Consider the following 22,086-nt stretch of genomic DNA (forward strand, 5'->3'; position numbering starts at 1 on the left):
GCAAGGACGTTGTTCCGCAGTACGTAGCCGGCCGTGATGTCGAGGACAGCGAGTCCGGGCATTCGCCCCGGGCCGCCAGGTCCGCTCGGCCAGGTCAGCCCAGACCGGGCCTGGGTCCGACGGCTAGTCCTCTAGCCCTCGACTAGTCGTCGGCGTCGTCCTCCGAACGTCCGCTGTTCCACTCCCGGTCCTCGGCGTCCCACTTCTCAGTCCGCTGCTGCGCGCTCTGCAGCGCGTGCGAGGCCTCGTGCGCCGACGCATACGGGCCCATCACGTCTTGCGCCTGTCCTCGGTTCTCGTCGGTCTCGACCTGGCCGGTTGCGGTGTTGTACCAGTAGCTCACGGTGACCTCCCAAGGCTGCGGCGCTGCGGAATCGTTGTGGTGCGGCTCCTAGACTCACCGTATGTCGGTCACCTTTGCAACCATTGCGCCTCACGAGGTGTCTCCGCGCCGCAAGGTGCCCGCGAGTATCGCTCGACCCGAGTATGTCGACCGCCCCTCCCCCGCCCCGTTCACCGGTTCGGAGGTCAAGGATGCGGAGACGATCGAGAAGATGCGGGTCGCCTCGCGGATCGCAGCCCGAGCGATGGTGGCGGCGTCCGAGGTCATCGCCCCGGGAGTGACGACCGACGAGATCGACGCCGTCGGTCACGCCTACCTGCTCGACCACGGCGCGTACCCGTCAACCTTGGGCTACAGAGCTTTTCCCAAGTCTCTGTGCACCTCCGTCAACGAGGTGATCTGTCACGGCATCCCCGACTCACGGCGACTCGAGGACGGCGACATCGTCAACATCGACATCACTGCCTTCATCGACGGGGTGCACGGCGACACGGACGCCACCTACCTGTGCGGGGACGTCGACGAGGAGTCGCGCCTGCTGGTCGAGCGGACCCACGAGGCAACGCTCCGGGGCATCAAGGCGGCCCTCCCGGGGCGACCCATCAACGTCATCGGCCGGGTCATCGAGTCCTATGCGCGCCGCTTCGGCTACGGGGTGGTGCGCGACTTCACCGGCCACGGCATCGGGTCCTCGTTCCACAGCGGGCTGGTGATCCCGCACTACGACGCGGCGCCGGCCTACGAGCGGGTCATCGAGCCGGGGATGACCTTCACCATCGAGCCGATGCTCAACCTCGGCAGTGCGGACTGGGAGATGTGGGACGACCGCTGGACCGTGGTCACCAAGGACCGGGCGAGATCCGCACAGTTCGAGCACACGATCCTGATCACCGAGGACGGGAACGAGATCCTCACACTCCCCTGAGTGAGGCGTCAGAGGTGCCTGACACGCTCCACGAGCTCGGCGGGCGGCCTCCCCTCGTCGACGACGAGCCACCCGACAGCGTCGGGGCGTCGGCCGAAGAGCACCACCGTTGATCCGTCACGTCGGGGGCCGGCGACCAACCCGTCGTCCACTCGAAAGCCGCCCGCGGTACCCGGCGCGAGTGCAGCCGTCGGGGCGACGATGCCAAGAAACCCTCGCTTACGAAGCCGCTTTGCCTCCCTCTGGCAGGCCGGGTATGTGGTCAGGTCACCTCGCATGACTCCCTGCGGAAGCGTCGGCGTTTCCAACCCCGTCGCCTCCACGTCAATGGCCCACAGCGCTCGGCAGACACCGGCCAAGTCAACCGCGTCCGTGATCTCCTCGTGCCGCAGGAACTCCGCCCAGGCGCCATCGGGCGTGTCCGCCAGGTATTGAGCGGGCCCGTCGTCGGGCGCGTGCCATCGAGCAGCGGGCTGACGCTGACTTTCCCACAAGAAGGGATACCGGCGGTCGCAGGTGCGGAACGTGATCACCCGAGAGTCGCGCCGAGCAGCATACGAGCGAGGTCACGGACGCGGCCGACATCGCGGTCATCGGGCGCCCAGCCGCGAGACAGGGCCTGCTTGGGCGACTTCCCGTCCAGAGCCTTCCGGGGCCGCTGGAACCAGCGGCGGACCCCGAAGTCGTTGTAGGAACCGATCAGATCGGACACGATCAGGGCGACGACATGCAGCCGAGCGGCGACCAGATCGGGCGTTGTGCGTTCGCCTGCGCGATAGCGCGTCAGCGAGCTCGTCGAGATCTCCACCAAACCAGCCAGCTCGTCGTCACCGAGGATCCGGCTGAGGGGCGCCCACTCCACCTGCGGCACGGGTGACTCTTCCAGCGCGCCGAGGACCCTCCTCGACGCTCGGGCGAGCGAAGCCGCGTCAGTCGGATCGGACAGCGGTGCGACAGAACGCGCGACACCGATACGAGCGAGGCCGGTCAGCGCCGTGTTGAACGTCTCGACATCAGCTCCGGCCTCCCCGGCACGAGGAATGAGAAGGACGGTCTCCGCGAAACCGACGACGCGCATCATCAGGTGAGTCGCCTCGGCGCTGTCGCTGTCGTCGAGCAAGTCCGCGTCTGACGCTCTCGGCGGGTGAGGCGCGGCACTGCTGTCACCCAGCGCGGTGTGCATGTGTGCCCTCCCACGATGGTGGATGACCAATGGACAATCATGATCCTCCGATGTTACCCCGCAGGCGACCCGGCCACCGAGTGAGCGCATCTCCAACCGAGATAGACGGAGAAGCAGGTATCACTGACAGACTGAACTCCCACCGGACCAACGACGCAAGGGAGGCGCACCGGCCATGTCGAAGCACACGACGGCGCTCGGTATCGACATCGGCGGCAGCGGCATCAAGGGCGCCATTGTCGACCTCAAGAAGGGCGAGTTCTCGACCAAGCGCAAGAAGATCCTCACGCCCAAGCCGGCCACCCCGGAAGCAGTGATCGCGATCGTGGCGCAGCTGGTCGCCCACTTCGCCGACGACCTCGACAAGGACTCCGCCGTAGGCGTCACCGTCCCCGCCGTCGTCCAGCACGGCCTGGTGCGGTCCGCCGCCAACATCGACCCCTCCTGGATCGACTTCGAGGGCGAGGGCGCGTTGCGGAAGGCGCTCGGTCGCGATGTCGCCCTCGTCAACGACGCGGACGCGGCCGGCTATGCCGAGCTGCTCTACGGCGCCGCGAAGGACGAGGACGGCTTGGTCATCCTCACCACCCTCGGCACCGGCATCGGCAGCGCTCTCATGTATCGCAACATGCTCGTCCCCAACAGCGAGCTCGGGCACCTCGAGATCGACGGCCACGACGCCGAGAAAGAAGCCGCGTCGTCGGTCAAGGACACCCTTGGGCTGACCTACGAGCAGTACGTACCGCGGCTGCAGCGCTACTACTCCGTCGTCGAGGCGCTGTTCTCCCCCGACCTGTTCGTTGTCGGTGGCGGGATCTCCAAGGACAGCGACCAGTTCCTGCCCCTGCTCAAGCTGCGCACCCCGATCGTGGCCGCCACCCTGCAGAACCGGGCCGGCATCATCGGCGCGGCCCGCCTGGCCCAGGAGGCGGCCCACGGCTGACGCCGCTGACGCGAAGGTGCTGCCGAGGTTTCAGTCTCCTGGTCTGACGATGACCTTGAGGGCCGTGGGGTCGTTCTTGGAGGCCGTGAGAGCCGCTTCCACGTCGTCGAGTCCGTAGTGGCCGGTGACCATGCCGTCCAGGTCCACCCGTCCGGAGGCGGCGAGCTGAATCGCGGTCGGCCAGGTGTTGGCGTAGCGGAACGCGCCGGTGACCACGAGCTCACGGTCCTGGACGTAGGAGAGCGGGAGGTTGACGCTGTCGCCACCCATGCCGACCAGGACGACGCGTCCGGCGCGCGCCATGGTCGAGACGGCGTCCCAGGTCGCACGGGCGTTTCCGGAGCACTCCAACAGGACGTCGGCTTCGATCCCCGAGTCGGCGAGCGTCGTGTTGCTGACGTCGATGGTGCCGAGGCCCAGGTCCTCGGCTACGCGCAACCGATGGGGGTTGACGTCGGTGACGGTGACGGCGTCCGCGCCGTATGCTCTCGCGGTCTGCGCGGCGATCAGCCCGATCGGGCCTGCTCCGGTGACCAGCACGGTACTGCCGGGTGACACGTGTGCCCGACGACAGGCCCAGACCCCCACCGAGAGCGGTTCGAGCAGTCCCGCGGCGTCGTCGCTGATGCTGTCCGGGACGGGGTAGACGAACGAGGCCGGCATCGCCACGTACTGGCTGAACGCCCCGTCATAAGGGGGCGTGGCGAAGAACCGGACCTCGGGGCACAGGTTGTATCGCCCGGCCAGGCATTGCGGGCAGTGCCGACAGGGCACCCCGGGCTCGATCGACACTCTCTGCCCCACCCGCAGCGAGGTCACGCCCTGGCCCACTTCCGTGACGACCCCGCCCGCCTCGTGCCCGAGGACGAGGGGTGAGTCCACGACGTACGGTCCGATCCGGCCGTGCTCGTAGTAGTGCACGTCCGACCCGCATACGCCGACCGAGCCGATTCTCACCAACACCTCGTCGGCAGCCGGCTGCGGAACGGGCCTCTCCTCGACACCCACCTGTCCCACGCTGCGTAACACACTGACCGTCATCATCCTCGACACTCGGACCTCCATGGACTCAGCTGAGCGGACCCTGACATTGCTTGCTCGGATGTTACGGTAGCGGTCAAGACCCGCTCATCTGAACCATGAGAGGTGGAGATGACCGACCTACCGAACGCCCCGTTTGCCGGTCCGCGGGAGATGGTTACGGCGGCCACGGCGGCGCGGATGTACTACTTCGGTCGGCGTTCGAAGGTGCAGATCGCCGAGGACCTGGGGTTGACCCGGTTCAAGGTTGCCCGGCTGCTCGAGCTGGGGCGGGCCAGCGGCTTGGTGCGCCTCACCGTCGTCGGCGCTGGCTCCATCGATCTCGACCTGAGCGAACGGCTGCGCACCCGCCTGGGACTGCGTCACGCTGTCGTGGTCAATACCACCCAGGGCGACGACGCGCAGACCCGCGATCAGCTCGGGAAAGTCGCCGCCGATCTCCTCACCGAGATCTGTACGGCCGAGGATGTGCTCGGGATCGGTTGGGCCCGAGTGGTTTTGGCGATGGCAGCGAAAGTGCGCGGCCTGCATGCCGCACGGGTGGTCCAGCTCACCGGTGCGCTGACTCGACCCGACGTCGAGCCCAGCTCGGTCGACGTCGTCCGCAGTATTGCCCGGGACGCGCGCGCTCCTTCGTCGGTCTTCTACGCGCCCATGATCGTCAACGACGAACAGACCGCACGGGGTCTCTACCGTCAGGACGCCATCGCCGAGGCCGTGGCCCGCTACGACACCGTCACCAAAGCCGTCGTCGGCGTTGGCGGGTGGAAACCACCCGGCTCGACCCTGCACGATGCCCTGACTCCTGGAGAACAAGCGCTGATGGGAGAGACGGGCGTGCAGGCCGACCTTTCCGGTGTGTTGCTCGACGCCCAGGGGGAAGCCATCGAGACCCCACTCAGTAATCGGATCATCGCCATCAACCCCGCCCAGCTGCGGCGCGTTGCTGAGGTGATCGGCATCGCCTACGGCCTGGCCAAAGTTCCGGCGGCCCTCGCCGGGATCCGCGGCGGGTACCTGACGTCGCTGGTCACCCCCGCTGACTTTGCCACGAGACTGCTCAGCGTCGCCGAGGAACCGTAGCCGGCGACATCCTGTGCGGCGTTCTGATGCCCCGCCCCGTCGACGCCGCCGAGCTCGCTCGCGTCTCAGAGGATCCCGATGTCGGCGGCCTTGCCGTCGGCGAGGTCGGCCAGCCGGACGTCACCTCCGGCACCAAACCGGCTGACGTGCTGGACGTACATCCCTCGACCGACGCCGGACAGCAGCGCGTCGTGGATGGGAACGATCGATCCCGGTGCGATCCGCGTGACAAAGTCGATGGTCTCGCTGACCTTGCACCACGGCGCGTTCAGCGGGACGGCGAGCACGTCGACCTCACCCGGCTCGCCGTCGTACGCGTCGCCAGGGTGGTAGAGGGCGGGCTCGCCGTCGGCGCGCAGGACCACACCGACGTTGGTGCAACGCGGCACTCCCGCGTGGTTGACCGCGTGCATCACGCCCACGGGGGTAACGGATACCGGGCCTATCATCACGTCAGTCCCAGCCGTCATCGTCACCACGTCGCTGTTCGGGTTCTCGAGCAGAGCAGCGGACTCGGGATCGGTGAGCAACGGCGCCTGACGGTTCGCGGCAAGCAGCGCAGGCAGTCGGTCCATGTCCAGGTGGTCCCCGTGCTGGTGGGTCACGACCACCGCGTCGAGGTCCCGAAGCCCTTCGAAGCCGGAGGAGAAGCTGCCTGGGTCGATGAGGATGCGGGAGTCCGACATCTCGACTAGGAGACAGGCATGTCCGAGGTGAGTCACGCGCATACGGCCCACGTTAGCGGCGCCCGACGGTGGCCGCCCGCGCGGCCCGACACCGCTCTAGCCGTCGTCGAACCATCGGCATAGGGTCGGTTCATTCCGTACGTGTGACAGGGCTGTCGTTGGGGTACTCCATCGGTAGTCCGCACATCGACGTGCGGCCAACACCAATGGGAGGATTGCCAATGAGCGACAACCCGATGGACACCGAGGGCCCTGCTGACGGTGGCGCCGACAGCGGCACCCACGACGGCGGAGCCGACGGCGGAGCGGGCGAAAACGCCGGCCAAGGCCCAGCAGACGGCGGCGCGGACCCAGGACAGCACGACGGCGGCGCTGACGGTGGAGCAGAAGGCCCGGCCGACGGCGGCGCCGACTCCGGGACGAACGACGGCGGCGCAGACGGCGGGGCAGGTAGCGCTCTGTAGATGACCGCCAGCACCAGGACGCGAGTGCCCGCCCGTGCGGGCGGGCACTCCGCTCTTTCTCGACTAGTCGCCGTGACGGTGGAGCAGTTCGCGCAGGAGTTCTGGGGGCGTGCTCCCCTGGTCACGCCGGCCTCCGCCCTTCCGTCACGCTTCGACGACCTGTTCAGCAACGACGCCGTCGACGAGCTGGTCTCGCGTCGCGGCCTCCGCGCCCCGTTCCTTCGGGTCGCCAAGAACGGGACGACCCTCGCAGAGCGGGCGTTCACCGCGCCCGGCGGCGTCGGTGCCACGATCGGCGACCAGCTGAGCGACGACAAGCTGCTGCGCCTTTTCGCCGACGGCGCGACCATCGTCCTGCAGGGTTTGCACCGGACCTGGGAGCCGGTGACCCGGTTCACGCAGGACCTCGCTGCCGAGCTCGGCCACCCCGTGCAGGTGAACGCCTATGTCACCCCGACCCAGAGCATCGGGTTCAGCGACCACTACGACGTCCACGACGTGTTCGTGTTGCAGGTGGCCGGCGAAAAGCGTTGGCGCATCAGGCCTCCCGTGCTCGACAGCCCGCTTCGCGACCAGCCGTGGGCCGACCGGCGCACCGACGTCGAGGCGGCTGCCCTGCAGGAGCCCCTCCTCGAGGTCACGCTCCGCCCGGGTGACTGTCTCTACCTGCCGCGCGGCTACCTGCATGCGGCGACGGCACTCGGCGACGTCAGCACCCACCTGACGATGGGGGTCCACCCCTGGACCAGACGCCACCTCGCCGACGAGATGCTGGCCGTCGCGCTGCGACGGGTGAGTGAGGACGAGCAGGTCCGCGCGTCGTTGCCGCTCGGGGTCCGGCTGGACGACCCGGACAACCTCGAACCCGACCTGGAGGTCATCCGGGCAGCTGTGTTGCGCGCTGTGCAGGAGGTGGATGCCGAGGACCTCGTCGACGCCCTCGCCGCGCGCGGACGCAGCTCCCAGCGCGCATCGGCCGTCGCCCCGGTCGCCACGGTGCGGGCAGCCACCCACCTGGAGCCCGACGCGGTGCTTGTCCTCCGGCGCCACCTCGCGGCCCGGTTGAAGACCTCCGAGGACGACCCGGTGCAGCTGCACAGTAGAGCCGGCGACCTCCGGGTCGCCGACGGTGATCTCGACGCAGTTCGTGTCCTGCTCGAAGACGGCTTTGGATCCGTTGCGGATCTGGGCGCCGACCTCGCCCGACGCCTGCTGCTGTCTGGCATCGTCACTCTCGACGAGCGGTGACCGCCGCGGGGTTTCGCATCGGCATCTCGGGGTGGACCTACCCACGCTGGCGGGGCGACTTCTACCCCGCGGGCCTCGCGCACCGGCTCGAGCTCTCCTACGCCGCGGACCGGATGTCGTCCGTCGAGATCAACGGCTCGTTCTACTCGTTGCAACGACCCTCGTCCTACGAGCACTGGCGCAAGGGGACCCCCGACGACTTCGAGCTGGCCGTCAAGGGCAGCCGCTACATCACCCACATGCTGCGGCTGACCGGCGTCGAGACGGCGCTCGCCAACTTCTTCGCCTCCGGCGTCCTGGCTCTCGGTGCCAAGCTCGGACCAGTCCTGTGGCAGCTGCCGGCGCGTCAGCAGTTCGACGCACCGCTGCTTGCCGCGTTTTTCAGCCAGCTTCCGCGGACGACGCATGACGCCGCACTGCTGGCCGGACGGCACGACGAGAAAGTACCCACCGACCGGGCCTTGGTGACCGCCGAAGTCGACCGGCCGATCCGGCACGTGCTGGAGGCGAGGCATACCAGCTTCGACACCGATGAGGCCGAGAGCCTGTTGCGGCAGAACGCTATCGGCACAGTGTGGGCGGACGCCGCCGGGAAGTTCCCGGTCATCGACCGCGACACCAGCGGGGTCAGGTACGTGCGCCTGCACGGTCATACCGCTCTGTATGCCAGCAGGTACGCCTCGCGCTCCCTCGACCAGTGGGCCGAGCGGTGTCGAGGCTGGAGATCAGCCGGGCGGGACGTCTACGTCTACTTCGACAACGATGCGAGGGGGCGGGCTCCCTGGGACGCTGCGGCGCTTCAGGAGCGCCTCACGGGTTGAGGTCCAGCCGCACCAGCGTCTCGCGGTCTTCCTGCCCGCCGAAGAACTGGTCGAGCACGGTCGCGAAGGCCGCTCGGTGGTCGGCCAGCGTCGCGGCGTGCAGGAACAACGTCATGCAGGACCGGAGCTTCATGGCGTCGACCGAGCCCATGACGGTCACTGCATCCGTCTCGTCGAGACCGGTCAGGGTCTGCGCGCAGTCCACGAGCCGAGGACCCAGTTCGGGGTCTGCAAGGTAGCCGCGCGCCTCGTCGAGGCCGCTGACCGCATACCGCTGCGCCATCGGGCTGTGACCGAGGCCGGCAATTTGAGGCAACACGAACCAGACCCAGTGGGCCCGCTTGCGACCTGCGCGCAGCTCCTGCAGAGCCGTGTCATAAGCGCCACCGGAGGCCTGGGCTGCTCGGAAGCGGGCGAGGTTCCACGGGTCGTCGGTCATCGACCGATTCTCGCGCGACAGGGACGACCGCGGTGCGGCAGGGTGGACCCATGTGGATCGGATGGCTGGAGCTTGACCTGCTGCTCGGAGACGTGCACTCGCTCAAGGAGAAGCGCTCGGTGATCCGCCCCATCGTCGCGGAGATCCAACGCCGGTATGCCGTCTCGGTCGCCGAGGTCGGTGACCAGGACCTCCACCGCCGGGGCACCGTCGGCTTGGCCGCGGTCTCCGGCGACCGCGCACCGCTCGTCGACCTGCTGGACTCCGTCGAGCGCCTGGTCGCCGGTCGGCCAGAGGTCGAGCTGCTGACGGCGCACCGCAGCCTGCGGACCAGCGACGACGACTGAGGCCGCGGCAGGCACTCAGCGGGTCGCGCCGCGCATACCCGCGCTAATGGTGCTGGCCGCTCGGCTTTCCGAGCGGCTGACACCATTAGTGTCGGCTCAGACTGTCACGCTTTACGGCGCAGGCTCCGGCGTCTCGACGGTCGGGCCGAAGAACGCGGGCGCGAGCGGTAGCGGCTGAGCCAGGGCTGGCTGAGTCCTTCGGCGTTCTCGAGGTCCAGCTGACGCAGGATGTGGTCGACGGCGGCGAGGACGGAGCCCTGCAGCATCCACAGGTCGGGTCGCCCGCGAGGATCGACGTCGAGGAACATCAGCTCGGTCAGAACGGCCCGAGTCTCGCGCACGATCTCGAGGGTCCGGTTCAGGGCGTCGTCGACCTCGTCAGTGTTGGCCCCGCCGTACTCGGCACCGACGAGGTTTGCGAACGCGTGCAGCCCGTTGGCCAGGTCGTCCAGCACGACGGCGAAAGCGCGTCGCAGCTCGGCGCCGGCCGCGGTGTCGGCCGGTCGCTCCTCGACCTCGGACCCGGCGCCCAGGCCATGCAGAAGGGTTCGCTCGGCTGACAGGCAGCTGTCGAGGCGACCCAGCACCGCTCGCAGCCCGGGGTGCACGGCAGCCACGGCCAACGCTCGAGGGTTGAGTATGCGTCGATCCTCTACGGCCTGAACGGCAGCCGCCGCGTCGTCCAGCTCACCTTCGATGTGATCCGTCCAGGCCAGCCACGCCTCGAGCTCCTCGGGATGCGCAGCCCGGTCGCCCAGGGCAAGAGCCACCTCGTCCAACAGCGAAGCCTGGGCGCGGGCCACCGCTCGGACGGCACCGAGCGCGCTGGCGTTCGGAATGGCGACAGGCACGAGAAGCGCGAACCCGATGCCGACCGCCGTGCCGATCAAGGTGTTCACCACCCGTACCTCAGCCGCCAGCTCTGGTGACGAGACGGCGAGGATCAGCATGGCGCTGATGGGGGCTTCGAGGGACTGCTCTCGAAGCCTGAGGACGTTCGCCAGGATCAGCGCTGCGGCGATCACCGCGGCCAGGGACCACCAGGACAACCCCACCGAGGCCGACACCCCTACTGCCACCAGGACGCCGGTGAGCACAGCGCCCACCCGGACCAGCCCCACCTGCAGGGTTCCGACCGTCGACGCCTGGACCACGAGGAGCGCCGTCAGCGGCGCCGTCAGGTCGACGCTGCCTGGAGATACGGCGTTCGCCACGAGGTACGCGACCACCGCCGACACCGTCAGCCGAGCGATCTGGACCGTCACGGGCCGCAGCCGCGCGGGCACCTGCGACCACGAGCTGGGCATCGACGGCCACAGCCACCAAACCAGGTGCCGCAGGCGTAACGACGACCTGCGCCTCAGCGCTTCCAGTGCCACATCCCCACCGCCTTCAGACGTGGCCAGCCGTCGCGAACCCCCTTGATCTTGCCCGATCAGCTAGTCCCTAGGTCGTCGTGGCATTCCGGGCGTTGGCGCGTCCCCAGATCGCGAAGGCGTTGGAGGAGCCCTCGAGATAGGGCTGGAGCTCTGGGCAGTGGCGCAGCAGGACGGTGCTCATGGTGTTGTCCTCGAGCCAGTTCATGCCCGCATCGGTGTATACGTCGTTGGTGAAGTGGGTGGTGAAGAACCGGTCGCTGTTGAGGCGGCGCGAGGCCATCAGGATGAAGATGCGGAAGGCGGTGTCGCTGAAGGCGAAACCATCCGGTCGGTCTTCGGCGAACATACCGGGGATCAGGTCCACGCTGTCGATGTCGTCGTTGTAGACCTCTCGCAGCTCCTCCGCCCAGTCTCGGTTGCTGGTGATGTCCTCGAACGTGTGAGGAACGGGTAGGTGCAGCAGCCGCCGGAATGCGGTGTAGCGGGGCACGCCGAGCTCGCGGCAGCGCAGGATGTCGGTCGCGGCGAGATCCATCAGCGTGCCATTGTCGGGGCGGGTGAAGGTCTGGAGGTACCTGGGGTAGTTGTGCAGTGTCACCAGGCCCGGGTTCATGGTCCCCAACGTGTAGATAAGGTCGGTGAGCTTGTTGTCACGAAGGATGTCGACCGCGGCGGCACCAGTCACCGTGTCGAACTCGCGTGCGCCGAGGGTCGGCTGGTCATCGACTGCGGCCCGGAAGTCGAACTGGTCTGGGATCAGCGGGTGCATCCGGTAGACGGCGACGAACTCCTCGGTGAGGGCGAACGGGACCCCGTCATCCTCCGTGTCGGAACCGGGGATCCCCGCGACGACCTCGCTCGAGCTCAGCCTGCCGAAGACCTTGTGCAGCCTCTCGCCCTCGAGCCCCCACCAGTTGGCGTGCAGGCCGGTCACAGCCGTGGGGTGGGCGGTGACGGCCGGCGTCCACTCGACCGTGTGGATCTTGGCGAGCAGCGCCGCGGTGATCAGCCGGGCGCGCTGGAAGAGCGTCTCGTCGTCCATGTCCGGGTAGGTGTTCGCGAGCATCTCGCAGATGCTGTTGTGTTCCTTGATGAACAGTGACTGCAGCACTCCCAGGCCGAACCAGAAGCCCGGTGAACGTCCCGGCCCCTTGGTTGCGTCTTCTGGGACCGGAGCCATCCCGTCGACCAGGCTGAGTCGGCCGCCCACGTGGTGACGCAACGCCGCCTGTTCGGCGAGGCTGTTCCCGTACAGCTGGGAGCCGTCCCACCAGTGACTCATGATGTTGGTATGCGTCGGCGGCTGGTCCGACTCGGGCGGAGCGGTGGGGTCGGCCGGCGTCCGCATCACCAGCAGCGGCGGCGTCGGCCAGTCGTCGTCGGGTGACAAGGGAATTACCCACGGGTGGTCGCTCGGGCTGGTGCCGTGCTTGAACCAGTCGCGGATCATGAACTGCAGCCACGCGGCGATGAGGGCGTTCCCGGCCGAGGCGGGAATCAGCTCGTCCCTCGTCATCAACCGTCGACTGACGGTCCGCGGGCTCGGCTCGAGCATCCGCTCACTCTGCGGCCAGGTCTCGACGAGCGGCACGTTTCGCCCGAACCTGGTGCCCGCCATACCCATCTCGGGATGAACCAGGTCGTTCCAGCTGCCATTGACGGTGCGCTCGCTGTCGTACTTCTCCTCGAAGGGGGGCGGCTGAGCAGCACTGACGGCAGGCAGCCGTGACGTGTCGTAAAGGTTGTGCTGGCGAAGTGTGTTCCTGATGCCGATGAGCTCCACCAGCCCCAGGGGTTTGGGCAGGTGATACCAGCCAATGTGCCGATCGAGCTTCTCCGCGGCAGCATCAAAGGCTCTTTCCAGGAGGCCAGGCCGATTGACCTCGTCGGAGCTGCTGACGCTCTGGACATCCTGCGGCTCGTTCATTTCGGAGCTCCCTCGGTTGGTACGGCTGTGGTCCCGTCAGCTCATCGTCCGCCTCTGGCATCCGGGCGTAAAGATCCGGCAGACCGGTTCGTCGCCACCTGCAGCGTCAGGCTGGTTGGGGTGCCGCAGTCGCGATCTCCCGGTCGGTGACCGCGAGAGAGAGGCTGGCAGCTGCGCCTAGCACCGGTAGCGAGCGAGCCAAGTCCGGCATGGGGATGCTGCCGAAGTGAATGCCGTCACGGACGGTGAGGTCCACTGGTCGTTGCCGAACAGGTGGCAGGGCGTCGGTGATGGTGTCGAAGTCCTTGATCGCCCCTGGCACCTCGCTGTTCCACGCCGCCCACGCGTTCATACCGGTGTTGTCGTCGTTGGGCCCGACATCGATGATGAGTGAGTCTGCCCAGTCCGGGACCTGTTCGAGATGGTTCGCGAAGTTGAACGAGCCCCCGCGCTCGTCCAGCTGGTAGACGCGCAGGGACAGGACGTGACGCATCCGGCCGCCGTGTGCCGTCGGCTTGAGCGGGTCGTTTCGCTCGGCGGAGAGCTCGGCTTCGTGTCCGGGGTCGATCAGGAACGTGCTGAGCAGGGGGACGGGACTGTCCGCGGTGTCGACCGGGCGATCGAGCTCCTCGTTCAGCTGGATCGGACACCAGTGGTCGGCTTGCTGCTCGCTCATCACCACCGAGAGACCGCGGATCGCCAGGCGCATGTCGGCCTGCCAGATCGGCCCGGGTGACGCAGCCACGGGCCGGGGCAGGCCGGCGAAGTCGACGCTGACCGCCCAGCGGCCGAACAGGAACCGGCGCAGGTTCTGGTAGCCCTCCTCAGAGTTCACCTCTCCATAGGAACCGGAATGGGACTTGTAGACATACGCCCGGTGCGCCTCGCGGACGTAGGCGTGTTCGATCCGGACCAGACCGTCGCTCTTGGGGCCGACGACCGCGCGGGACAGACCGTAGTCCTTGGGGTCGGTCCCGACGAGGCAGAAGATGTTCGCCGGGTCGAAGACGTCCTTGTCGATCCGTTGTGGGTCCCAGCTGTCGCCATCGCCGGGGACGTCCTTGCCGAAGGTCTTGCCGGGGGTCAGATAGCCGAACATCTTCGGTGGCGAGAACATGTCGGCGCCGGCTGGGCCGAAGGCCTGCTCCGCCCAGTCGAGAACCCCGTAGTCGAACGTGATGCCGCCGTGCGGCGTGCCGTAGGTGAAGAACTTGTCCACGATCGCCTTCGCGGGCTCGCGGCCGTCCTGCCCGCAGAGCTTCTGGATCATGCAGCGGGCCACCAGCCCACCCATCGAATGCGCAACCAGGTGGACCTTGTCGGCACCCGTCTTGGCGCGTACTTCCAGGATCAGGGTGTACAGGCCGGCGGCGGCCTGCTCGATGTCAAACCCATCAGCCGTGACCTTCTGGTGCAGCTTGGTGAGGAACCGCTCGACCATCCCCTCATGGGCCGCGGGCGGGACGAATGTCGTGGCTGCCTGGTCGTAGAACCGGTAGACCCACAGCGACGCCGCTGAGACGGTGCCCGGTTCGGCAGAGTCGAGATACTGCTGTTGGTCTCCCCGGACCAGCAGCCGATAGTTCTCGTCGGTCATCAACCGCAGCATCGGACCCTCGAACTGGTAGAACGCCGGGTCCCCGTCACCGCCAACCCGCACGTGGGTCGCCCCGAGGTTGAAACCGTAGAAGGGGTCGTCCACCTGAGAGTTGATGCCCGCCGTCGCGCCGGCATACCCGCGGATGTAGATGATCGGCAACCTGTCCATAACAGTCCTTTCCAGGTGCCACCTTGGACCCGAAAGGCCGACGCAGTCCAGTGCCAAACCACCCACGCGCCGTGAGTTCGTCGGTGAGCGGTTCGGGTGGGGTACGCCTCTCGCACCGTTTCGATGCCGGCCAGCGTGAGGTCGATGCCAGCGAGCAACTGCTCGCGGTCGTCGTGGTCTGGCAGGTGCGTCGCCACTCGACGCGTGACCGGATGATCTGCCGGGTCGAGCCCCGCCCAGACTTTCGCAGTCGTCCCGAGAAACGCCGCTCGGTCCGGCGGCGTATGCCTGCTGCTGCTCGGTCCGGTCACCAGCGCACTGGGCGCAACCGGAGACGCGGTCGGGCCGACCGCCGTGTATGTGGGGGTGCAGCTCGCGTTCACGCCCGTGCTCACCCTGGTGCTCGGCTGGGGTGTCGCGGGCGCTGCGCTCGCGATCGGCTTGGCGAACCTCGTCTCCGTCGCAAACTTCGCTCGGCACCCGATCCGCCACAGCGCACTGCAGAGCCTCGCACCGCGCTGGTCCACCCTGCGGCCCGCAATCATGAGGGAGGTGTTCGGCATCGGCGTCTCCGAGCTGTTGCAGTCCGGGTTCCTCCTGGTGTCCGCGCTCGTCCTGAACCACATCGCCACCAGCTACAGCCAGGAACTGCTCGCCGGCTTCGGCGTCGCCCAACGCGTCGTGCAGTTCCCCGAGTTCCTGGCCACGGGCGTCTCCATGGGCGTACTTCCGCTGTTCGGGTTCGCCGCCGATAGTGGGGCCGCAGGCCGGATCGGTGCGAACATCGATCCGTGCAGCCCCCCGATTTTCGCCCAGACGGATGGTGCACGGTCGTCCAGAACGACCCGCTCGTCGTCGCAGCGGTCGTCCAGTCCCCTGGGGGAGCGCGCGCGCTGGGTGGCCACCTGACCGCGCGGCACCCGGGAGTCCGGTTCATCGGCGTCATCTCTGCCGACGAAGGGGCGGACGACCTGACCGAGCAGCTTCTCGACGAGCTCAGCTCCGCTCTGCGGGAGCTCATCTTCTGCGCGTCACCCTCATTGCGGGCAGTCCCCGGCGACGCACTGGCCGCCCGGGCAGGCGAGGAGCTGGGGATCGGCCAGGACTTCGTCTTCACCGTGCCCCTGCTCGGCGATGCAGTCCAGTATGCCGTCGCGCGGGTGGCGGAGCGGACCGACGCCTGGGAGGGCACCGCTGTGCTGGTGCCCGGGACACCGCAGGTCGTCGCGGCGGTGCTGGCAATGTTCGCCCGCCCCGACCCGTTGGGCGACGCTCGGTAGCGGGGGACGAAAGCGCAGCAGAGCCTGTCGGCGTCGTCGGAGTGCCTGCGCTGCCCAGCAGCTGCGCGCGTGGTCTGCCTGGTTCGCCGGAAGCACCGCGGACGGCGCACCGACCTATCAGCGCTGACCATCCGTCCGAACGGCTGGTCCGCACCGGGACCCGCGGGTACAGCGTCCCCAGCCTCGGGCAACGTGCGCCGGGTTGGCAGGCCGCCGTCGTCAACCGGGTCGCTCAGGTCGCCGACGAGCGGCGTCTACGGTCCTCGTCGACCCAACCGCGGGAATGCAGCAGTGAGCGGAAAACCGTGCCGAAGCGTGCTTCAACGGCCAGCTCGTGCCCGTCGAGGATGCCCCGTGCGGGGTCTTCAAGATCACGTACGAGCGCCTGCGAATGCTTCGTCATGGTCCCCTGACGGCGTGATCGCCATGCGGAACAGCAAGCCTCCGTCCTGAGAGACCCCACCCTGTGACCTCGCCGCCGGGAGGCCCGGTCGCGGCAGGCGGGACGGGGCTAGCGTGGGCTAGCGTCGATGTGGTCCGGGGCCTGGCCGTGTCGCGGCGGGCGACGTCGGGCGCACCTGCAGGCGGCGAGGTTCTGGGCTCAGAACGCATCCGACCCTGACGGTGGCTGGCCAGTGTGCGGCGGCTGGGCTGGCAGTGAGACGAACTGCTACTTCGCGCTACCCCGCCGTCTCGAGGAACACCAGCGGGATCTCCCGGCTGGTCCTTTTCTGGTAGCCAGCGTAATTGCTGTGATCCGCGGTCACCCGCGGCCACAGCCTGGCCCGCTCCGCCGCCGTCGCGACGCGGGCGCGCCTGGGCTGGGTCGGCCCGCCCTGGACCGCCACCTCGACGTCGGGGTTGGTCTGGAGGTTCAACAGCCAGGCGGGCGGCTTGTCGTCACCACCGCGAGAGGCCACCACGACGAAGGCGTCTCCCTCCTGGATCGGTGAGGTGAGCAGTACAGTGTGCGGCCGGCCGCTGCGGCGTCCGATGGTCGTCAGCTCGACGACGGGCATGTTCATGGCGGTGTGGCCGAGCCGCCCGCCACTCAGCAGCAGGGCGGTGCGATGGACCAGGTTCATCGCCTTGAGAGATACGTCGCTCGGCATGAGCCGAACCTACCTCTAGCGGCGCTCGACGAAACCGATCGAGTCGCCCTTTGCCACGATGAGGTTGCACAACGTGTCAACGCCCCCGACTTGAGTGAGCTGAAGTGGAGTGGTCGACACTTCGGGCCGCGTCGAGGAGATCGTCTTCGGCTGCCACGGTCGGATCGAACGCTTCCTCATCGCCGACTGCTGCGAACGATAAAGCTACCTCACGCGCGATCCGGACCTCGCTGACTGATCTTGCGCACCCAACGCAAGCTTCTCCACCTGACCGTCGTCTCGCCCCGCCACCACCCCACAGAGGTCCTGCGGTTGATCGTCCTCTAACCGGTGGCTGAGGATTGACCTCTGCTTCGGGTGAGACGTGGTTACAGCTGAAGGTGCAGGCGGAGGGCGTCGTCGAGGTCGGCCATCACGTGGATGGGGACACGTCCGATCATCGGGCCGATGCGCCCGATCGCAACGGACCGCACCTGTTCAGCCTGAGCCTTGGATTCGACCCGCAGACCGGTCTCCTGGGCAGGCAGGAGGGTCTGGAAAGGCAACACGCGGGTCACGTTGCTCGTCACGGGAACGATCGTGACGACGCCGCGTCCATGTCGCGCGGCGCTGACATTGGCCCTGTCATTGCTGACAATGACCGCCGGACGACGCTTGTTGGCCTCGCTTCCGCGGACAGGTTCAAGGTCGGTCAGGCGGATCTCACCGCGCAGCATGAAGGAGTCCGTCGGCCGCAGTCGAATCCCACGCCACGGCGTCGCCCGAAGCTTCCCACTCGTCCCAGGCGTCCGCGTACGCATCCTCCATCTCAGGGTCACCCAGCAACCGGATCGCGTGCTGAATGGCGGCAGACCGCGACGCCAGACCGGTGGTCTCGGCGTACCTGTCCAACGCGGCGACCTCGTCCTCGGACAGGCTGACACTCAGCTTCATACTCTTATGCTACTCCGGTACTACCGCCCCGGCTACCACGGTCGCATCACGCGGCCTAGGGAAGTTGATTCTCCACGTTTTAAGGTCCAGGAGGCGCCGTGCGTTCGCGGTGACTGGATCAGGTAGACAGTCTCGGCGTAGAGACTTGTAGTCCTCGAGTGAGACCATGACGACGGTTCGTGACCAGGTCGGGCGATGACGACCTCCTCGCGGTCGTCGATCACACTGTCGAGCACCTCGCCGTTTCGGGCCAGTGACGCCGGATACGTCACCGTCTTCATCGAAGGCCGTCTGTAAGGATGTTGCGTTCCGGACGGGATGAAAAAAACCGGGGGCGATGGCGATCGGCCGCCTGGGCGTCCACGGTGACGCCAACGAGGCGGACCGCCGCAGCCCTGCCCACGGGCCCGCAGGCGTGGGCAGGGCTCCTCGACCAGCTCACGCGCCGCCTAGAGACCGGACTGATCTACGAGCGTGATCTCGACGCTCTGCGTCCCGCGATGGAACGCCTCGTCGCCGCATACAACAGCCGCCAGGACCACCTCCGACCATGACTCGCCCGGATAGACGACGGCCTCCCGCCCGTGGGTTTCATGACGTTTTCGAGACGGTTGGCGATTCGGTGTCCACCCCACGCGGCGTGTCGTGCTTACCCAAGTAGGAGCTGCGATTGTCGCGGGCTGGCGAGGGGTGGATCGAGATGGACAGAGTGCTGACTGTGAACAAGGTGGCCGCGATGATCCGCGTTCCGGCCGCGACGTTGCGATACTGGCGCCACCAAGGCGCGGGGCCGGAGAGTTTCAAGATGGGGCCGCGGCGAGTGGTCTACCGGGAGCAAGACGTGCTGAGGTGGATCGACGTGCAAAATGCGGGGCGCTCCGGCCGCCGCAGGAATCCGCAGCAAAAAGCCTGAGTGAGATCCGGCAGCGGGCCGAACCGTGAGCGCACCGACGCCGAGAAGGTGAGAGGTCATGGCAACGATCGGACCCAAGCGGGCGGACGGCACCTACCGGGCTCGCTACCGTGACCCAACAGGAGAGAGCACGCCCGTCACTTCAGACGCCGGGTCGACGCTCAACGCTGGCTCGACGAGACCACCACCAGCCTCGTCACCGGCGCATACGTTTCGCCCGGAGCTGGCCGAATCACGTTCCGCGAGTATGCCGAGGCGTGGCGCGCGATCCAGATCCACCGACCTGGCACCGTCGTGCAGGTCGAGGGCGCGCTGCGGCGCCGGGTGTACCCGGTCATAGGCGACAGGCCGCTGGAGTCGATCGTGCCGTCGGACATCCAACAGCTCGTCAAACGCCTCGAGCGCGAACTCTCCCCCGCATCGGTCATCGTGACCTACCGCTACGTCGCCACGATCTTCAAGGCGGCGTCGCGTGATCGTCGAATCGCGCTGTCCCCCTGCGACGGCATTCGACTCCCCAAGATCGTGAAGAAGCCAGTCTCTCCCATGGCGACAGCGGACATCCAGGCACTGGCCGAGGCCGTCCCCGAGCAATACCACGCCATGGTCATCCTGGCTGCGGGCACCGGCCTCCGTCAGGGTGAGATCTTCGGCATCACCGTTGACCGCGTGGACTTCCTGCGCCGCACGCTCAGGGTGGACCGGCAGCTCGTCGCCGTGCGAGGCCAGGCTCCGGAGTTCGGACCGCCCAAGACCGCAGCCAGCGTCAGGACGGTTCCGTTGCCAGACGTCGTTCTCGAGCCGTTGTCGGAACACCTTCGGCGGTTCGCGCCCTCGCCCGCTGCGCCCGTCTTTCTGGGGTCAGACGGGCAGCTGCTGCGCCGATCGGCGTTTGGGACTTTGTGGCGTCGGAGCGCCACAGAGGCTGGTGTGCACGGGTACACGTTCCACAGCCTTCGGCACTACTACGCGTCGCTCCTCATCCGGCACGGCGAGTCCGTCAAGACGGTCCAAGCCCGGCTGGTTCACGCCAGTGCCTCGGAGACCCTCGACACCTACAGCCACCTGTGGCCCGACTCCGACGACCGGACATGAGACGCCATCGACGCAGTCCTTGGGGCAGCTGAGGTCCCGCGAGAGGCGTCCGAGACCGTACAAACCTAGTCGAAGTGGTACTGTCTGCAGTACCATCGCACCGTGGCGTCAATTGAGAGGGTCCTCATTTCCATGAGGGCCAACCCGAAAAACGTCCGTTACGCCGATCTGCACAGAATTTGCGATTACTACTTCGGCCCACCGGGCACCACTGGTGGCTCGCACGCTGTGTTCCGCACACCGTGGCCTGGTGACCCCGCGTGAATATTCAAAACGACCACGGCAAAGCCAAGCCGTATCAGGTGGGCCAGGTCCTCGCCGCGATTGACAAGAAGGAAGGCGACTGATGCACACCGTGCCGACCGCTGACATCTCGCACTACACCTACCGCGTCACGTGGTCCGCCGAGGACCATGAGTTCGTCGCCACCTGCCTGGAGTTCCCCTCCCTGTCCTGGCTGGCAGGAACACAGATCGAGGCGCTGACCGGACTCGAGAAGGTCGTCGCAGACGTCATAGAGGACATGAACGCAGAAGCCGAACCAGTTCCCGGTGCGCTATCCGAGCGTTCCTTCTCCGGCAAGTTCAACCTCCGCGTCGGAGAAGCACTCCACCGACGACTGGCCCTCGAAGCGGCCGAAGAGAAGCTCAGCCTCAACCAGCTCATCGTCCGACGACTGAACAGCGCAAGCTAGCGAGAAGAGTCCGCTCGAGCTTGCCGTGACTCATCGGCTGCTGCGGGTCGTGGCGAGCGCGCGCGAGATGCGTGCTCAAGGCCGCGGGTTCCATACACCTTGGTTCGTGTTCGGCGCGTCTTGAGGTGTGTCCTATCGCCCAGATAGGGCTAGGCGGTACAGCGCCCAAATGCAGGCCCTAGCGTCCACCAAATGACTGACCCGAGCACCCCCACCCCTCAGTTCAAACGCCCTATCGCCGGCGACGGCCCGCTGTCCTCGTGGGCATGGGGACAAGTCCCAGGACGTCTAGGGTTAAGCGTTGGGCTAAGCCCAATACCCATAACTTAGAGTTACATCTGTGTTATTCTCGCTGGTATGCCGAGAGCGGGGCAGGTGCGGGTGCCTTTGGGTGAGCGGTTGAGCGACAAGGTGGCGTTGGGGGTGTTGACGGCGACGTTTCCGCCGGGGTTGGTTGACGAGGTCGTGGATGCGACTGGCCGGCGGGAGCAGCGCAACCGGCTGCTGCCGGCCCGGCTGACGGTGTACTACGTGCTGGCTATGACGTTGTTCTCCTCGGCGGGGTATGAGGAGGTGATGCGGTCGTTGACGGAGGGCTTGGCCTGGTCCTCTGACGGGGAGCAGCGGTACGAGACCCCCTCGCAGGTGGCGATTTCCAAGGCTCGGGCGCGGTTGGGACCTGAGCCGTTGGCGGCGTTGTTCGACCGGGCCTGCGTGCCACTGGCCACGGCCGAGACGCCGGGGGCGTTCTACCGTCGCTGGCGCCTAGTCAGCATCGACGGCACCTGTATCGACGTGGCCGACACGCCCGCCAACGCGGCCGAGTTCGGCCGGGCCGGGACCGGGCGCGGCGACGGCAGCGCGTTCCCGCAGCTGCGGATCGTGGCCCTTGGTGAGTGCGGCACGCACGCCGTCATCGCCGCCGCGATGGACTCCTACGGCGTCGGCGAGGTGAGTGTGGCCAAGGCGATGATCACCGCCCTGGAACCGGGGATGCTGTGCCTGGCCGACCGCGGCTTCACCGCCTACCCGCTGTTCGCCGCCGCGGCCGCCGGCGGCGCGGACCTGCTGTGGCGGGCCAAGGGCAACGCCGTCTTCCCCGTGCTGCAACGATTCCCGGACGGGTCGTTCCTCTCCGAGCTGGTCGCTACCGCCGACAAACGCATCCGCAACGAGGTCCTTGCGGTGCGAGTGGTCGAGTACACCATCGACGACCCGGGACGCCCGCAGCTGCCACCCACCCGGTACCGGCTGGTCACCACCATCCTCGACCCTGCCCACGCCCCGGCCGAGGACCTCGCCGAGCTGTACGCCCAACGTTGGGAGATCGAGTCGATCTTCGACGAACTCAAGACCCACCAACGCGGCCCGCGTGTGGTGCTGCGCTCCCGCACCCCCGCCGGAGCGCGTCAGGAGGCATGGGGCTACCTGTGCGTGCACTACGCCATCCGAGCCCTGATCC

The 22,086-nt window shown here is 67.5% G+C and carries 25 protein-coding genes and 1 pseudogene; 14 read left to right on the top strand and 12 right to left on the bottom strand.

Going from position 1 to position 22,086, the window contains the following annotated elements:
• Positions 1-142 precede the first annotated feature (142 nt).
• Complete coding sequence (locus ABI385_RS11995; RefSeq protein WP_348103978.1) at positions 143-343, bottom strand: methionine aminopeptidase; 201 nt, start codon at positions 341-343, stop codon at positions 143-145.
• Positions 344-404: 61 nt separating this feature from the next.
• Between ABI385_RS11995 and map the strand changes: the two genes are divergently transcribed.
• Positions 405-1,268 (top strand): type I methionyl aminopeptidase, encoded by an 864-nt coding sequence (map, locus tag ABI385_RS12000; protein WP_348103979.1) that lies wholly within the window; start codon positions 405-407, stop codon positions 1,266-1,268.
• 179 nt (positions 1,269-1,447) lie between these two features.
• Here map and ABI385_RS18540 read toward each other — a convergent pair.
• Positions 1,448-1,801, bottom strand: a pseudogene (locus ABI385_RS18540) (RES domain-containing protein); the annotation flags it as partial.
• Positions 1,798-2,451: a hypothetical protein gene (locus ABI385_RS12005; RefSeq protein WP_348103980.1), complete on the bottom strand. Its 654-nt coding sequence runs from the start codon at positions 2,449-2,451 to the stop codon at positions 1,798-1,800. The pseudogene ABI385_RS18540 and the gene ABI385_RS12005, both read right to left, overlap by 4 nt.
• 175 nt (positions 2,452-2,626) lie before the next feature.
• On the opposite strand from ABI385_RS12005, the gene ppgK reads away from it, so the two are divergent.
• On the top strand, positions 2,627-3,394 hold the full coding sequence (ppgK, locus tag ABI385_RS12010) for a polyphosphate--glucose phosphotransferase (protein ID WP_348103981.1): 768 nt from the start codon (positions 2,627-2,629) through the stop codon (positions 3,392-3,394).
• 30 nt (positions 3,395-3,424) lie between these two features.
• Here ppgK and ABI385_RS12015 read toward each other — a convergent pair whose 3' ends face one another.
• Entirely contained in the window at positions 3,425-4,459 is a 1,035-nt protein-coding gene (locus ABI385_RS12015; protein WP_407068265.1) for an NAD(P)-dependent alcohol dehydrogenase, read from the bottom strand.
• 87 nt (positions 4,460-4,546) lie between these two features.
• Between ABI385_RS12015 and ABI385_RS12020 the strand changes: the two genes are divergently transcribed.
• Positions 4,547-5,518, top strand: coding sequence for a sugar-binding domain-containing protein (locus ABI385_RS12020; protein ID WP_348103983.1), 972 nt, complete (start codon positions 4,547-4,549; stop codon positions 5,516-5,518).
• Positions 5,519-5,583: 65 nt separating this feature from the next.
• Here the strand turns inward: ABI385_RS12020 and ABI385_RS12025 are convergent, their stop codons facing one another.
• Entirely contained in the window at positions 5,584-6,246 is a 663-nt protein-coding gene (locus ABI385_RS12025) for an MBL fold metallo-hydrolase (RefSeq protein ID WP_348103984.1), read from the bottom strand.
• 179 nt (positions 6,247-6,425) lie between these two features.
• Between ABI385_RS12025 and ABI385_RS12030 the strand changes: the two genes are divergently transcribed.
• The 3 genes from ABI385_RS12030 to ABI385_RS12040 are packed head-to-tail and all read left to right on the top strand — an operon-like array spanning position 6,426 to position 8,737.
• Positions 6,426-6,668 carry a BatC protein gene (locus ABI385_RS12030; RefSeq protein ID WP_348103985.1) on the top strand — a complete coding sequence of 81 codons (243 nt, stop codon included), beginning with the start codon at positions 6,426-6,428 and terminating at the stop codon, positions 6,666-6,668.
• Positions 6,669-7,916, top strand: coding sequence for a cupin domain-containing protein (locus tag ABI385_RS12035; protein ID WP_407068266.1), 1,248 nt, complete (start codon positions 6,669-6,671; stop codon positions 7,914-7,916).
• Positions 7,913-8,737 (top strand): DUF72 domain-containing protein, encoded by an 825-nt coding sequence (locus ABI385_RS12040; protein WP_348103987.1) that lies wholly within the window; start codon positions 7,913-7,915, stop codon positions 8,735-8,737. Before ABI385_RS12035 ends, ABI385_RS12040 begins: the two co-directional genes overlap by 4 nt.
• Here ABI385_RS12040 and ABI385_RS12045 read toward each other — a convergent pair.
• Positions 8,727-9,176, bottom strand: coding sequence for a DUF1810 domain-containing protein (locus tag ABI385_RS12045; RefSeq protein ID WP_348103988.1), 450 nt, complete (start codon positions 9,174-9,176; stop codon positions 8,727-8,729). The two genes, ABI385_RS12040 and ABI385_RS12045, sit on opposite strands and share 11 nt — an antisense overlap.
• Positions 9,177-9,226: 50 nt before the next feature.
• On the opposite strand from ABI385_RS12045, the gene ABI385_RS12050 reads away from it, so the two are divergent.
• Positions 9,227-9,523 carry a DUF503 domain-containing protein gene (locus tag ABI385_RS12050; protein ID WP_348103989.1) on the top strand — a complete coding sequence of 99 codons (297 nt, stop codon included), beginning with the start codon at positions 9,227-9,229 and terminating at the stop codon, positions 9,521-9,523.
• A 104-nt stretch (positions 9,524-9,627) separates the two neighbouring features.
• Here ABI385_RS12050 and ABI385_RS12055 read toward each other — a convergent pair whose 3' ends face one another.
• From ABI385_RS12055 to ABI385_RS12065, 3 genes are all read right to left on the bottom strand, one after another.
• The gene (locus tag ABI385_RS12055) at positions 9,628-10,788 is read right to left on the bottom strand and encodes an aromatic acid exporter family protein (protein WP_348103990.1); all 1,161 of its coding nucleotides are present in this window, start codon (positions 10,786-10,788) and stop codon (positions 9,628-9,630) included.
• A 181-nt stretch (positions 10,789-10,969) separates the two neighbouring features.
• Positions 10,970-12,829 carry a peroxidase family protein gene (locus ABI385_RS12060; protein ID WP_348103991.1) on the bottom strand — a complete coding sequence of 620 codons (1,860 nt, stop codon included), beginning with the start codon at positions 12,827-12,829 and terminating at the stop codon, positions 10,970-10,972.
• Positions 12,830-12,935: 106 nt separating this feature from the next.
• Positions 12,936-14,597 carry an alpha/beta hydrolase gene (locus ABI385_RS12065; protein ID WP_348103992.1) on the bottom strand — a complete coding sequence of 554 codons (1,662 nt, stop codon included), beginning with the start codon at positions 14,595-14,597 and terminating at the stop codon, positions 12,936-12,938.
• Positions 14,598-14,957: 360 nt separating this feature from the next.
• Here ABI385_RS12065 and ABI385_RS12070 point away from each other — a divergent pair, with 360 nt between their 5' ends.
• On the top strand, positions 14,958-15,506 hold the full coding sequence (locus ABI385_RS12070) for a hypothetical protein (protein ID WP_348103993.1): 549 nt from the start codon (positions 14,958-14,960) through the stop codon (positions 15,504-15,506).
• Positions 15,507-15,637: 131 nt separating this feature from the next.
• Complete coding sequence (locus ABI385_RS12075; protein WP_348103994.1) at positions 15,638-15,877, top strand: hypothetical protein; 240 nt, start codon at positions 15,638-15,640, stop codon at positions 15,875-15,877.
• A gap of 680 nt (positions 15,878-16,557) precedes the next feature.
• Here ABI385_RS12075 and ABI385_RS12080 read toward each other — a convergent pair.
• The 3 genes from ABI385_RS12080 to ABI385_RS12090 form a co-directional block, all read right to left on the bottom strand.
• The gene (locus tag ABI385_RS12080; RefSeq protein WP_348103995.1) at positions 16,558-16,989 is read right to left on the bottom strand and encodes a nitroreductase/quinone reductase family protein; all 432 of its coding nucleotides are present in this window, start codon (positions 16,987-16,989) and stop codon (positions 16,558-16,560) included.
• Between the two features lie 368 nt (positions 16,990-17,357).
• On the bottom strand, positions 17,358-17,705 hold the full coding sequence (locus tag ABI385_RS12085) for a type II toxin-antitoxin system PemK/MazF family toxin (protein ID WP_348103996.1): 348 nt from the start codon (positions 17,703-17,705) through the stop codon (positions 17,358-17,360).
• On the bottom strand, positions 17,692-17,922 hold the full coding sequence (locus ABI385_RS12090) for a ribbon-helix-helix domain-containing protein (RefSeq protein WP_348103997.1): 231 nt from the start codon (positions 17,920-17,922) through the stop codon (positions 17,692-17,694). The genes ABI385_RS12085 and ABI385_RS12090 overlap by 14 nt, the downstream gene beginning before the upstream one ends.
• Before the next feature lie 365 nt (positions 17,923-18,287).
• Between ABI385_RS12090 and ABI385_RS12095 the strand changes: the two genes are divergently transcribed.
• The 5 genes from ABI385_RS12095 to ABI385_RS12120 form a co-directional block, all read left to right on the top strand.
• Positions 18,288-18,476 (top strand): hypothetical protein, encoded by a 189-nt coding sequence (locus tag ABI385_RS12095; RefSeq protein WP_348103998.1) that lies wholly within the window; start codon positions 18,288-18,290, stop codon positions 18,474-18,476.
• 164 nt (positions 18,477-18,640) lie between these two features.
• Positions 18,641-18,835, top strand: coding sequence for a helix-turn-helix domain-containing protein (locus tag ABI385_RS12100; RefSeq protein WP_348103999.1), 195 nt, complete (start codon positions 18,641-18,643; stop codon positions 18,833-18,835).
• Between the two features lie 294 nt (positions 18,836-19,129).
• Positions 19,130-19,930: a tyrosine-type recombinase/integrase gene (locus ABI385_RS12110; RefSeq protein WP_407068267.1), complete on the top strand. Its 801-nt coding sequence runs from the start codon at positions 19,130-19,132 to the stop codon at positions 19,928-19,930.
• Between the two features lie 346 nt (positions 19,931-20,276).
• Positions 20,277-20,624 carry a toxin-antitoxin system HicB family antitoxin gene (locus tag ABI385_RS12115; RefSeq protein WP_348104000.1) on the top strand — a complete coding sequence of 116 codons (348 nt, stop codon included), beginning with the start codon at positions 20,277-20,279 and terminating at the stop codon, positions 20,622-20,624.
• Positions 20,625-20,981: 357 nt separating this feature from the next.
• The coding region (locus ABI385_RS12120; RefSeq protein WP_348104001.1) for an IS4 family transposase at positions 20,982-22,086 on the top strand (1,105 nt) is incomplete at its 3' end.

The organism is Lapillicoccus sp. (assembly GCF_039935575.1).
Taxonomy (GTDB): Bacteria; Actinomycetota; Actinomycetes; order Actinomycetales; family Dermatophilaceae; genus Lapillicoccus.